The organism is Pontibacter litorisediminis, from assembly GCF_029360645.1.
GTDB classification, from domain to species: Bacteria; Bacteroidota; Bacteroidia; order Cytophagales; family Hymenobacteraceae; genus Pontibacter; species Pontibacter litorisediminis.
In genome coordinates this window covers 22,751-35,837 of sequence record NZ_JARDUA010000003.1, presented here as the reverse complement: position 1 = coordinate 35,837, position 13,087 = coordinate 22,751, and the positions used below count along the sequence as shown (strand labels likewise).

Below are 13,087 nucleotides of genomic sequence, written 5' to 3'. Positions count from 1 at the left end.
AGATGGAGAAAGTACTTGGACAAAGACTAGCAAGCACCGCGCCCCGCAGCCGCCGTAGCTCCGGCTCCATAGCCCCGCACCTGGACTGGGTAACCATTCTGCTATACTTCCTGTTGGTGGCCCTGGGCTGGATGAACATCTACGCCGCTGTTTACAGCCCTGACAACGTGGTGAACATCCTGAGCTTCGACATTAACTCGGGCAAACAGCTGGCTTGGATAGGCGCCTCCTTTCTGCTGATCATCGTGCTGCTGGTGGTGGATTATAAAGTGTACGAGCACCTGGCTTACCCTATTTATGGCTTTATCATACTGCTGCTGCTGGTAACATTGGTGGTGGCCAAGCCTATCGCCGGCTCCCGCTCCTGGCTTGATTTAGGGGGAGGCATACGCCTGCAGCCTGCTGAGCTGGCCAAATTCGCCACTGCGCTGGCCGCCTCCAGGTTTCTGGGGAGTATAAACCTGCGCCAGCAGAACTTCAAGGACCAGATGATCCTGGCAGCCATCACCTTTGTGCCGCCTGTTATCATTATCCTACAGAACGAGACAGGTTCGGCCCTGGTGTTTGCCGCCTTTATACTGGCTTACTTCCGCGAGGGGATGTCGCCGCTTATTCTGATCATTGGAGGCAGCGCCGCTGCCATCTTCATACTTACACTCCTGGTGCCCAAGCTTTACCTTATAGCCGGGCTCACCATACTCATGGCGCTGGCCACCTGGCTCGATTACCGCCTGCTGCGTCGCTTTAAGGTGATGATCGGGCTTTGGGTTGTGGTGGTAGGCATGATCTTCAGCGTGGACTTCTTTGTGAACGATGTACTGCAGCCACACCAGCAAAACCGTATCAAGGCACTCATTAACCCGGAAGCAGACCCCCTGGGCTACGGCTGGAACGTTACGCAGTCGAAGATCGCTATTGGCTCTGGCGGCTTCTGGGGCAAGGGCTTTTTGGAAGGCACCCAAACTAAATTTGACTTTGTGCCAGAGCAAAGTACGGACTTCATCTTCTGCACCATTGGTGAGGAGCATGGCTGGGTAGGCAGCACCATTCTTATCGGCTTATTCCTCCTGCTGCTCGTCCGGATCGTAAACATTGCCGAGCGGCAGAAGTCGGTGTTTGCGCGCACCTACGGCTACTGTGTGGCCTCCATTATCTTTTTCCATTTTCTGGTGAACGTAGGCATGACGATAGGCTTGGCACCTGTGGTGGGAATTCCGCTACCATTCTTCAGCTACGGCGGCTCCTCCTTGTGGTCATTCACCATCCTGCTGTTTATACTTATAGCGATAGATGCGAATCGCGCAAAGGATTTGGCAAGGTAGCAGGCATTCATGCCCCATTCTTCCCTTTTTCCTATTTACGCACTACTGCAGCTTACATTAGAGCAAAACCTGTTGCTGCTCAAAACAATACCATTGCAAGGGTGTTCTTAAAGGGGTGAAGCTCATGTGCTTCAGAATTTGTTTTACCTTAAATTTCTAAGCTATGACACCAGGCATAATGGTTTCTATCATGCTAGCCGGTTCGGTGCTATACCTGGGCTATGAACTGATGGCAGAAAGGACTGCACACTATAAGTAGGGAGGAGCGTTGCGGGACTGATGATAGCTTTCTGCTTTCTTCCTCAGTTGTACCTAGCTGCAGAAGTGCGCCGTTGTACCTTTGTTAGCCAGCCTCCAGGAGTGGGAGCAGGACGATCAAACTTTATAAAGGAGGCTCCACAACGAGTAAAGGTTGTTTTAGGCAGTGTGGGTTAGGCTATCAGGTTGGCTTCCTGTTTTGTTTTGAGCCACTGCAGGGCATCATTCCTGTTTGTGAAGAGGCGCACTTGTATAATGGCGCCAATCTTTCCTTTCAGTAGCTCTTCCCCTGCCAGCTCTCCAAAGGAACTCGGATGCGCTACATGCGCCAAATATCTTATGCCAGAAGTGTAGGCGCGTGGCAGCCACTCTTTCTCAAGCCAAGATACAGCATCTGCCCAAGGGCCAAAAAAATTTGTGTTGTCATTCAATCTGTAGGGGCAACGCGTGTGCTCATGCAACTGCAGACCTGCAGTTACCGCATGCTTTAAGTCGCTCTGGGAAGCAGTGCCTTCCCAAACAGCCTCCACAATATTCAGGTCCTTTCTGTACTCTATCCGATAGAAGACCCTCCCAAAAGCATTTCTAATTAGTTGCTGCATTTTATCAAAGCTTACTAAGCAGGTTCTACATTTCAAAGGTATATATTTAGTAAGCAAATTAAAGCTTTAACTCCTCAAGCAGTTTAAAGTTTGCAAAATCATTTACCTGCTGCAAGTTTGCTCTGTATATGTGTTTGTTTCTACTACTGAGGAGTGTCTGGTTGTTCCCCTTCGCCTTTTGTTTCAGCTCTGCGGATACTTTACCACATTACCTTTCTGCCTCGCTTCTTCTTGTAAGAACCAGATAAAGAAGCCCTGGAGCTCAAGAATATAAAGATTGCGTAACCAATTAGCTATGGCCCATCTTGCCAGCCGCTTTCTGCTTGCCTTTACAAACTCCCATGTAAGAATCTCGAACAAGTACACCTGCTCTTTGGTATTAGCGAGTTTTGTCAAACCTGTGGGGATGGTGCAGGCGCGGCAGTTTGTTTGAGCTTTCTTCTTAGTTCCAGAGGAAAGAATAATTGGTCTCTTAAACATCAAAACAAGGAAAAAAGCGGGGTATATTAAGGAAGGCTGTGAAAGCAAGAGCACCTGCAAATGCTTTCCTAAATTTACCAAGTGCATCCTACCGCCAAACAGCAAACTACCTGAAAGTACATAGGAGTAAACCCACTTAACACGCACAGCATTTTTTCTAAATAAATATAAGATTTAACATTTTTAATATGATTATCGTAATATCATAGGATATAAGTATAGAGGTATGAATTTGTCACAACTCAGAGAGAATAGCCTTTCCATGAGGCTGAACAGGACGGCCAACTTACTGTTAGATAGACAACTTTCAAAGGCATGGATGGCTGCACAAAAACAGCTTTATTCTGAGGATACCTGGTTTGGGATGAGAAGAAACTTAGAAGAGGTGTTTCAGAAACCTAAAGCTAAGATAGATATAGCTGTCCGCCTAATCGAACAGCGTGACCTGAGTTATCTTTTGAGCACTGATGGCATGACTGCAGAAGAGGCGAAGGTTGTTGGCTGGCAGCGCAAGTTGCTGAATGCCAATTTTCAAAACTGCTATGTAGCTGTAACCAATGATGATACACCATGCTACATGCAGTGGTTAATTGGCCCTGCAGAAAATAAAAACATCCTTAAATCCTTCAGGGGCCTATTCCCTAAGTTGAAAGAGCATGAGGCTCTCCTTGAGGGAGCATACATGCACCCATCTTACCGCGGTTTAGGTGTTATGCCTGATGCCATGTATCAGATATCTGAGAAGGCTAAAGACATTGGTGCAAGTGAGACAATCACCTTTGTTCAAATTGATAACACAGCCTCTCTGAAAGGCTGCAAAAGCTGTGGATACTATCCCTATACTTTGTTGAAAAGAAAGTGGTTCCTGTATAAGCGGGATGTTTACTTACAGGCTATTCCGGATAATACTATGGCCGAATATGAAGCGATGATCACCAAGAAGCCAAGGCAGAAGGGATAATACATTTAACAACAATTATAATGTTAAGCTGCCTTACAAGGAGCCTGTTAGCGTTGGGGTAGCCATAGCCATACTGAGGGAAATCTGTACCCTAAAAATAGATGCTGGAAAGGTTCAACTGCCATTGCACAAAGCCCGTTCTGCCAGCCGCTTTCTGTTTGCCTTTACAAACTCCCTTGCAGGAATCCTGAACAGGTACATTTATCCTTTGGAATTGACAAAACCTGTCTAACCTGAGTAGCCTATGGGGTTGGTGCAGGCGGTGTAGTCCATCCCGGCTTTGCTTCTGCCTCTAGAATAAACAATAGACTGACCGCTCGAACATCAAAACAAGGGGAAAAGCGGGGTATATTCAGGAAAGGCTATAAAAGCGAAAACCCGCTTAAAACTACTTTTAAGCGGGTTTTTCAGTATATCTGCTTCTGCAAATATAGCAAGTTTAGTACCAGGAGCGGGAATCGAACGCGATTACCCGAATGCCCCGCACCTAAAAATAGCCTATACTGCGTTTATTTGATGTTTGTTTAAACTGAAATTAGAGGTTATTTACCTGCTACTGACGCAGATTCTGACGCAGAATCCAGTGACGCAAAAACTGACGCAAAATTATATTTTATTACCTCCAATCTTTTAAAAATACTTCCTCATTATCCTTTTGCTCAACATGCCCTTCCATACTTATATCTCCTGTACCTGGTGCTGAGTGTCCATAGCTAGACTCATTAAACCAAAGCATTACAGAGCTATCTTTCCCGAGAAAGTCTGAGTACATCCTATATCTCTCTAACTCCCCTAAAACAGAAGAGAACATCATTAACCTACCTAATCCGAATTCAAACTTTTGAAACTCCTTTTCTTGAGACCTATTGATGTACCCTTGATAGCTCCTAATCTCATTTAAAACCAACAAGGGTTCAAAATATAATTCTTCAAATACATTTTCCCCATTAAGGTTGACCTTGACCTCTGATCTTAGATCTGGAGTGATTCTATGAGTTATATGAACTATGTAGTTCTGATTTGGCTCAAGTACTTTCTCTATACCTATACTAGCAGCATTACCTAAAATATCGGCCAAGAAGAGCCTTAACTTCCCTTGGTAAGTTAATAATGAGATTCTTGCAGGTAAATTTGGCAGGACATAATCGAAGAAAAAGTTCTCTTCAACGCTAAATGTACTTGGCTTCAATGCGACAAAAAGTTCGAAATCCGTCACCTTCTTTAAAAGCTTTAGCCCAACCTTCAAAAACAAGTTAGCGATTTGAATAATGAGGTTATCCAAAACAGGTTGCCTACCAAAACCAATTGACATCAACTCCGCAATATACTGTGGCACTTTGGTATCATAGTGGGAACCTCCGTACTTATTTGATAGTAGATTTATTATATCGGAGGCAGTATAGCTCTCTCCTTGATACTGTACTACCTCTACATTCAAATAATCTTCTAGGGAAATCTCAATTTGATTTACAAGTTGCCTTTCTATAGAAATTGGCAAAGAAGAAATATCTAAGAAGGGATTGCCAAAGTTAGAGTGCTCTTCTGATCTTTTAGGCATATAGTAGATCTTTATCTCTTCTCCTAATATGCTTGCTATATCAAAGAGGGGCTTCTTTTCCTTACTCTTTTCTTTTGTCTTGTCAGTTAACAAAGCTCTAAGCTGGCCATAGACAGTTGGTATATGGTAAGACTTGCCTTCTTTAATTAGCTTCTCCAAATCATACATGATCCGAACAGCAAGGTAAAACTCTTTTAGCTTATCAAGACTTGATTTACTGATATGACTCTTACTAGTTTGTGCTTGTTTCATAGTTTAGATATATAATTATCTTTTCATAAAGTTTTTTCACTTATTCCAATTGCTACCTTAAGGTATATATAATATTGTATTAATATAAGAACAGAAATATTTATAGGAAATATTTATTTCAAAAGGAGCGGGAACACCTACCCCGCTCCTTTTGCTTAAAAAGTGGCTTAACGGGTACTACAAGGGGCTTTTTGGAGGAGAAAAGTGGCGCACTGACGCCTACTGACGCAGGGATTTGCGTCAGCAAAAAAGCCCTGCAAATGCTTGATTTACAGGGCTTTATATAAAAAAATCGTACCAGGAGCGGGAATCGAACCCGCACGGCCTTGCGGCCACAAGATTTTAAGTCTTGCGTGTCTACCAATTCCACCATCCCGGCAACCTCCGGGCTATTCCCGAAGAAATGAGTGTAAAAAACAAAGACGTTGCTTATCACAACGTCTTCTGTCTTGCTTTTCGAGAGCGGGAGACGGGATTCGAACCCGCGGCCTCGACCTTGGCAAGGTCGCGCTCTACCAACTGAGCTACTCCCGCTTTTTGTTTTTCCTAAACCGCCGTAGTGATTTAGTGATGCAAAGATAGAGACAAAATCTGAGATGTCAATAGCTGCTGTAAAAAAAATCAGCCCCAACACGCTTCCCTGCTGATTATCAGCAAGAAAATTTTCATACTTTTTCCTGTCATGCATACCGAGCCAGCCGCTCTGCTTGTTTGCTCCTGTAAATTTATACTTCAGCAACCGGAAAGCAAGGAAATTTATACTTTAAATCGGCATCTAACCGCTAGAGCAAGTATAAACTCCCCGCATACAGGTATGCTACCGCGCCCCTGCCTTTTGCTTGTCCTGCAGGAGTAGCTTCAGCTCGTTTAGCTTCAGCAGCGCCTCCACGGGTGTAATGGTGTTAATGTCCAGCTGCTCCATCAGCTCCTTCACGCGCGCCAGCTGCGGGTCGTGCAGCTCGAACATACTGAGCTGGTAATTGCTCTTCGGTGCCGACTTCATCTTCTGCTGCGGGGCCTGCTCCGACACCTTCTCCTTCTCCAGGTGGTGCATGATCTCATCGGCGCGCAGCACCACGTTGTTAGGCATACCCGCCATCTGCGCCACGTGTATACCAAAGCTATGCTCGCTGCCGCCCGGCACCAGTTTGCGCATGAACAGGATTTTACCGCCCGCCTCGCGCACCGATACGTTATAGTTCTTTACACGGGGCAGTTCCTCGGCCAGCTGGTTCAGCTCGTGGTAGTGCGTGGCAAAGAGCGTCTTGGCTTTATACTTCGGGTGGTTGTGCAGGTGCTCCACAATGGCCCAGGCAATGGAGATACCGTCGTAGGTGCTGGTGCCGCGGCCAATCTCGTCCATGAGCACCAGGCTGCGGTCTGAGAGGTTATTGAGGATGCTGGCCGTTTCGGTCATCTCCACCATGAAGGTAGACTCGCCCCGAGATAAATTATCCGATGCCCCCACGCGGGTAAAGATCTTATCGATGATGCCGATTTTGGCGGCCTCTGCGGGCACAAAGCACCCGATCTGAGCCATGAGCACGATCAGGGCCGTCTGGCGCAGCAGGGCGCTCTTACCGGCCATGTTAGGCCCCGTGATGATGATGACCTGCTGCTCCTCGTTGTCCAGGAAGATATCGTTTGGCACGTAGGTCTCTCCCAGCGGCAGCTGCTTTTCAATCACCGGGTGGCGGCCTTTTTTGATGTCGAGCGCGTGGCTGTCGCTTACCTCCGGCTTCACATAATTACTTGCCACAGCGATGCCCGCAAAGGCACTCAGGCAGTCGATCACCCCGATCACCTTGGCGTTCTGCTGCACCTGCGCCACATAGTCCAGCGCCTGCAGCACCAGCTCGTTGTACAAACTGTACTCTATCGTAAAAATGCGCTCCTCGGCGTTCAGGATCTTCTCCTCGTAGGTCTTCAGCTCCTCGGTGATGTAGCGCTCGGCGTTCACCAGCGTCTGCTTGCGTATCCAGGAGCTTGGCACCTTGTCTTTATGCGCGTTGCTTACCTCCAGGTAATAGCCAAACACCTTGTTGTAGGCAATTTTGAGGGAGCTGATGCCTGTGTTCTTGATCTCGCGCTGCTGCACCTGCGCCAGGTAATCCTTGCCTGAGAAGGCGATGGCGCGCAGCTCGTCCAGCTCTGCGTTCACCCCCTCGTTGATCATGTTGCCCTGGTTGGTGAGCATCGGCGGCTCCGGCTTGAGGATGGTGCGGATCTCTTCGCGCAGCCCGTCGCAGGGCGCCAGCTGTGCCGCCAGCTTTTGCAGCGCCGGAATATCACTTAAAGCTAAAATTTTCTGAATCGGAAGTATAGCCTCCAGCGCCTTGGCCAGCTGCACCAGCTCGCGCGGGTTCACGCGGCGCACGGCCACCTTCGAGATCAGGCGCTCCAGGTCGTTGATCTGCTTCAGGTGCCCCACCAGCTCATCCAGCAACTCGCGGTGCTTGGTAAGGGCCTCTACCGTGTCGAGGCGACGGCGGATCTGGACCACATCCTTTAGCGGCAGCACCACCCACTTCTTCAGCAGGCGGGCGCCCATCGGCGTTACCGTCTGGTCGAGTACCTGAATCAGGGGCACGCCCTCCGGGTGCTGCAGGTACACCAGCTCCAGGTTGCGCACCGTAAAGCGGTCGAGCCACACATACTTGTCCTCTTCCAGGCGGGAAATGGTGGCGATGTGGCTGATCTCGTGGTGCTGTGTCTCGGAAAGGTAATGCAGGATGCACCCGGCCGAGATGATCGCCTCCTGCATGCCCTCGATGCCAAAGCCCTTCAGCGAGGCGGTTCCGAACTGCCGCGTCAGCGATTCATAGGCGAAATCATACTTGAACACCCACTCCTCCAGCGCATAATAGCGGAAGTCGGGGCCGTAGCGCTCTGTAAACGTTTCTTTCTCGCGCTTGCAGAAGAGCACCTCTGCTGGCGCCAGGCTCTGCAACAGCTTGCCGATGTAGTTTTTATCACCCTGTGCTGTGATGAACTCGCCGGTGGAAACATCCAGAAAGGAAACACCCGTCTCGGTTTTGCCAAAGTGCACGGCGGCCAGGTAATTGTTGCTGCGGCGCTCGAGCACCTGGTCATTGAATGACACGCCGGGCGTCACGAGCTCCGTCACGCCGCGCTTCACGATGCCCTTTACCGTTTTGGGGTCTTCGAGCTGGTCGCAGATGGCCACGCGCTCGCCGGCCCGCACCAGCTTGGGCAGGTACGTGTCTAAAGAGTGATGCGGGAAACCGGCCAGCGCCGTTTCGGAGGCCGAGCCGTTGCCGCGTTTGGTCAGTACGATATCCAGAATCTTACTTGCCTTGATGGCGTCCTCGCCAAAAGTCTCGTAAAAATCCCCTACCCTGAACAGCAGCAGCGCCCCCGGATGCTTCGCCTTGATGGCGTTGTATTGCTTCATCAGTGGGGTTACTGTGCCTTTGTTTCCTCCTTTCATACTTCCTTTTATACTTTATACTTTGGCGGATGCTGGTGCATCACGAGTTATACTTTGTAGTTGATGTTTGGGAATGGACTTAACCCACCCCTACCCCTCCGAGGAGGGGAATTTATACTTTGTTGGTTATGCTGTTCCGGATTTGTAATCCAGAGCTTTGTTTCCTGCGGATTTGTAATCCGCTTTCCTGCCCGTAGCCACTGCCTTTGCTATTGCGGATTACAAATCCGCGGCTATTCTACTTTCGAATTGCAAATCCAAAAGAGCGGGGAGCGGGTAGGTAGAGCGATTGAAACAGCAGTACTTTTATACTTTGTACTCCACTTATGCTTTGTACTTCCCCCAACAATATCACCCTGCAGCCATCAAACAATTTAGCTGCGGTTTGATTTCTGCTCATTACGCCGGACCTTTGCAGCGGCAAAGCACATTGGGTCCTTTGTCTTTTGTCAAACAGTCCTTTGTCAACAAAACATGCGCAAACTCTCAATGGACGACCTCAACCGCGACTCGGTTGAAGAATTCAAAAATAAGAAAAAAATACCGTTAGTCTTGGTGCTCGACAATGTGCGCAGCCTCAACAACGTGGGCTCCGTTTTCCGTACGGCCGACGCCTTTATGGCCGAAAAAGTATACCTGTGCGGCATTACGGGCAAGCCGCCGCACCGCGACATCGAGAAAACCGCTCTGGGCGCGACCGAATCGGTGGCCTGGGAGCATGTGCCGGACACGCTGGCGCTGGTAAAGGAGTTGAAGGCGCAGGGCTATCAGGTAGGCTCGGTGGAGCAAGCCGAGCGAAGTATAAAGCTGAATGAATTTGCACCAGAACCGGGTCAGAAGTATGCGCTGGTGCTGGGCAACGAGGTATTCGGGGTGGAGCAGGAAGTTATCAACCATTCTGATTTTGTGCTGGAGATTCCGCAGTTTGGCACCAAGCACTCGCTTAACATCTCGGTGGCCACCGGCGTGGTGGTATGGGATTTCCTGAGCAAAACGCTGTCACAGCAAGTATAAATCGCCGTAAGTAACTGTACCGGAGCGCTGGCCACGGCTGGTGCTCTTTTTTGCCTCTCCGCCACAGCGCCAACCAGTGCCATTCATGTATAAAGCACGCTTTATCACAGAAATTCTTGCACTGGCTTTAAACCTTCACCCGCCTTTTTTGTCGCACTATATATAAACGGAGCCTTCACCCGCCGCTCCGCAGGCTGCTTTTATACTTTGCTTACTGCCTCCGAGGCAAGAGATCCTGTAAAACTATGATGAAAACGCACTTACACTTGCTACTTTATTTCCTGTTTATACTTGCTCCCCTGGCGCTTTCGGCGCAAGACCAAGCCGGCGGCAAGGTGAGCGGTAAGCTGGTGGAGGCCGGCACTGGCAAGCCGCTCGGCTTTGCCAACGTGGTGCTCCTGGCCCTCCCCGACTCCAGCCTCGTTACCGGGGCCACCACCGATGTAGAAGGCGTGTTTATACTTGATAAGGTACCTACAGGCCGCTTTGTGCTGCGGGCTTCCATGGTGGGCTATCCCACTAAGTATGTGCCGGGCATCAGCATCTCCGCCAACAAGCCCGAAGCTGCCCTGGGCAACATCAGCATGAAGGCCTCTGCCACCCAATTGGGCGAGGTGGAGGTGGTGGCGCAGCGGCAACTGGTGGACTTTGAGCTGGACAAGCGGGTGGTCAACGTGAGCCAGGATCTGAACGCCCAGAGCGGCACGGTGGCCGAGGTAATGCAAAACCTGCCTTCGGTGGACGTGGATATCGACGGCAATGTGGCCATGCGCGGCAGCTCCAACGTCACTATTCTGATAGACGGCAAGCGCTCGGCCCTCTCCGAGATTCCGCTGGACCAGATCCCGGCCAACATGATCGAGAGCATTGAACTCATCACCAACCCCTCCTCCAAGTATAATCCGGAAGGGACCTCGGGCATCATCAACCTGGTGCTCAAAAAGGAGAAGAAGCCCGGCTTTAACGGCTCGGCTTCTATCACGGCCGGCACCTACGATAACTACAACGCCGCACTCAACCTGAACTACCGCTACAACAAGTGGTCGTTGAATGGCGGCTATGACTTTCGGCAGCGCACACGGCCCGGCACGCAAAAGAACAACACTACCAATTTTTACCTCAACGACGCCGGCCAGGTAGACAGCACCAGCTATAACCTGCTGGAAGGGGAGCGCAACAGCACCGACCTCTCCCACAACTTCCGCCTGGGAGCTGATTACTACCTCACCGACAGGCATACCTTGTCGGCCTCGGCTTTGTACCGCTTTGGACAGGACGAGAGCAGCAACGATCTCTTTTACCGCTTCCTGGACGAAAACCGCCTGCTGCAAAGCACCCGCACCCGCAACACCCGCGAGGTAGAGGACGAAAAGGCCTTTGATGCAACCATCGGCTACCGCCAGACCTTTGAGCGCAAAGGCCAAGAACTGACGGCTGACGTGGTCTATAATGCCAACGTGGACGACGAGGTAGCTGTGTTTGATGAGCGGCGAGTAACTGGCTCCGAAACGCGAGCAGAGCTGCAGGAGACGCTGGTGGACGACCAGAACTATGAGTTTGTGACCAAGGCCGACTACGTGCATCCTTTCTCGGAGGAGAGCAGGCTGGAGGCAGGCTTCCGCACCTCCTTTGAGCGGCTGGACGAGGACTCCCGGTTTTTTAACCAAGACGCTGAGACGGGACTTATGGCCTACGACACGACCCAAAGCAACCACTTTGTGTTTGATCAGCAGGTATACTCCCTGTACACCAACTTCAGCAACAAGTATAAAAGTATCACTTACCAGGTAGGCGTGCGGGCCGAGCACACGATCACCAAGTCGGACCTGCGTAACCAGGACGAGGTATACCGCAATAATTATTTCAGCCTTTTCCCCACGCTCTTCATCACCAACGATTTTAATGAGGACAACAAACTGCAGTTTAGCTACAGCCGCCGCATCAACCGGCCGCGCAGCCGTTTCCTGAATCCTTTTGTGGACATCTCAGATGCTTATAACCGCAGGAAGGGCAACCCCTACTTAAACCCGGAGTTCGTAAACTCGCTGGAGCTGGGCTACCTGCGCTACTGGGGGCAGGCCTCGTTTAACGCCACCGTCTTCTACCGCCACACCACCGACGAGATTGAGCGCTTTCGGGAGGCTATCCTGATTGATAGTGACGGGCAGATTATCGAAAGCGGAGAAGGAGAGCCGGGCACACTAACGTCCTTCATCAACCTGTCGGACAACAGGGCGTATGGCTTTGAGTTTGGCACCAATTACCCTGTTACTAATTGGTGGCGACTGAATGCAAGCTGGTCCGGCTTCAGAACGGAACTCAGCACCACCCAGGGCGACACCGAGCTCAGCAATGCGCAGTTTAGCTGGAACGCCAAGCTCAACTCTAACATGACAGTATGGAAAGACCTGGACATACAGCTCTCCGGCTTCTACCGCGCCCCCAGAAACGATATACAAGGGCGCATGGAGGAGATGTTCAGTACCGACCTGGGCATGAAAAAAGATGTACTCAAGAAGAAAGGCACTGTTTCGCTGCGTATCTCCGATCTGTTTAACACCCGCCAATTTAACTTCCTAAGCTATGGGCCTAAGTTCCGCTCTGAGCTTGAGAACCGCCGGCAGAGCCGCATCGTGTACCTGGGCTTCACCTACCGCCTCCACAGCGACGACAACGACCGCCGTAACCGCCGCAACGAGCAACGCGAGCAGAATGGCGGCGGGGAAGAGGATGAGTTTTAAGTCCTTTCCTGAAGTATGGAGGACTGTTTATACTTACCGGGTCCAACCACCCCTACCCCTCCTTGTCTAAGGAGGGGAGCCTGTAGTTACTGGTGCTGAAGTATAAGTTACATAGGTTCTGCTTTAACACCCTTTTGAGCTGCGCTCGCAAGTTTCGAACTCACGTTCTCACTTGTCCTCAAGGGGACACTTTGATTCACCTTGCATAGCAAGCGGCTACCGAACCTGTTCCCAGCCTTTGGGTTGAGCGCCTTGTAGATTTCCGGTGCCGTAGGCAGCCCGAGGTACGAGGGCAGGAAATGTACACCGCGCGATGCCCAAAGGCGAGGCCTCCCGGCCTTGAGGGAGCCAAAGCCAGAGATGAAACGATAGGTTGGTGGGAACTAGAGGATGAGCGGGAGCTAGAAAGGATAGCTTGGTTCAAATGGAAGGAAGCAGTAGCTATGAA

The 13,087-nt window shown here is 50.2% G+C and carries 8 protein-coding genes and 2 tRNA genes; 4 read left to right on the top strand and 6 right to left on the bottom strand.

Translation table 11 applies throughout. The annotated features are described in order from the left end of the window. Window positions 1–2 precede the first annotated feature (2 nt). Complete coding sequence (rodA, locus tag PXG97_RS09955; RefSeq protein ID WP_276497612.1) at window positions 3–1,322, top strand: rod shape-determining protein RodA; 1,320 nt, start codon at window positions 3–5, stop codon at window positions 1,320–1,322. Window positions 1,323–1,753: 431 nt separating this feature from the next. Here the strand turns inward: rodA and PXG97_RS09950 are convergent, their stop codons facing one another. Together PXG97_RS09950 and PXG97_RS09945 are read right to left on the bottom strand one after the other, a co-directional pair. Continuing rightward, the gene (locus PXG97_RS09950; RefSeq protein ID WP_276497611.1) at window positions 1,754–2,239 is read right to left on the bottom strand and encodes a hypothetical protein; all 486 of its coding nucleotides are present in this window, start codon (window positions 2,237–2,239) and stop codon (window positions 1,754–1,756) included. A 126-nt stretch (window positions 2,240–2,365) separates the two neighbouring features. Beyond that, window positions 2,366–2,809, bottom strand: coding sequence for a hypothetical protein (locus PXG97_RS09945; RefSeq protein WP_276497610.1), 444 nt, complete (start codon window positions 2,807–2,809; stop codon window positions 2,366–2,368). A gap of 79 nt (window positions 2,810–2,888) precedes the next feature. Between PXG97_RS09945 and PXG97_RS09940 the strand changes: the two genes are divergently transcribed. Further along, window positions 2,889–3,623 carry a GNAT family N-acetyltransferase gene (locus PXG97_RS09940; RefSeq protein ID WP_276497609.1) on the top strand — a complete coding sequence of 245 codons (735 nt, stop codon included), beginning with the start codon at window positions 2,889–2,891 and terminating at the stop codon, window positions 3,621–3,623. A 616-nt stretch (window positions 3,624–4,239) separates the two neighbouring features. Here the strand turns inward: PXG97_RS09940 and PXG97_RS09935 are convergent. From PXG97_RS09935 to mutS, 4 genes are all read right to left on the bottom strand, one after another. Next, the gene (locus PXG97_RS09935) at window positions 4,240–5,433 is read right to left on the bottom strand and encodes a hypothetical protein (RefSeq protein WP_276497608.1); all 1,194 of its coding nucleotides are present in this window, start codon (window positions 5,431–5,433) and stop codon (window positions 4,240–4,242) included. A 295-nt stretch (window positions 5,434–5,728) separates the two neighbouring features. Further along, window positions 5,729–5,812 (bottom strand) — tRNA-Leu (locus tag PXG97_RS09930). A gap of 82 nt (window positions 5,813–5,894) precedes the next feature. Then, window positions 5,895–5,967: transfer RNA gene (locus PXG97_RS09925), tRNA-Gly, on the bottom strand. A 283-nt stretch (window positions 5,968–6,250) separates the two neighbouring features. Continuing rightward, a complete protein-coding gene (gene mutS, locus PXG97_RS09920; protein WP_276497607.1) occupies window positions 6,251–8,884 on the bottom strand; it encodes a DNA mismatch repair protein MutS in 2,634 nt (877 codons plus the stop codon). Between the two features lie 474 nt (window positions 8,885–9,358). Between mutS and PXG97_RS09915 the strand changes: the two genes are divergently transcribed. Both PXG97_RS09915 and PXG97_RS09910 read left to right on the top strand, forming a co-directional pair. Further along, window positions 9,359–9,898, top strand: a complete 540-nt coding sequence (locus PXG97_RS09915) for an RNA methyltransferase (RefSeq protein ID WP_276497606.1) — start codon at window positions 9,359–9,361, stop codon at window positions 9,896–9,898. Between the two features lie 245 nt (window positions 9,899–10,143). Further along, window positions 10,144–12,639 carry a TonB-dependent receptor gene (locus PXG97_RS09910; RefSeq protein WP_276497605.1) on the top strand — a complete coding sequence of 832 codons (2,496 nt, stop codon included), beginning with the start codon at window positions 10,144–10,146 and terminating at the stop codon, window positions 12,637–12,639. Window positions 12,640–13,087 lie beyond the last annotated feature (448 nt).

Coding starts and splice junctions, on each gene's coding strand:
- rodA (WP_276497612.1), top strand. CDS start 3: ATGGAGAAAGTACTTGGACAAAGACTAGCAAGCACCGCGCCCCGCAGC.
- PXG97_RS09940 (WP_276497609.1), top strand. CDS start 2,889: ATGAATTTGTCACAACTCAGAGAGAATAGCCTTTCCATGAGGCTGAAC.
- PXG97_RS09935 (WP_276497608.1), bottom strand. CDS start 5,433: ATGAAACAAGCACAAACTAGTAAGAGTCATATCAGTAAATCAAGTCTT.
- mutS (WP_276497607.1), bottom strand. CDS start 8,884: ATGAAAGGAGGAAACAAAGGCACAGTAACCCCACTGATGAAGCAATAC.
- PXG97_RS09915 (WP_276497606.1), top strand. CDS start 9,359: ATGCGCAAACTCTCAATGGACGACCTCAACCGCGACTCGGTTGAAGAA.
- PXG97_RS09910 (WP_276497605.1), top strand. CDS start 10,144: ATGATGAAAACGCACTTACACTTGCTACTTTATTTCCTGTTTATACTT.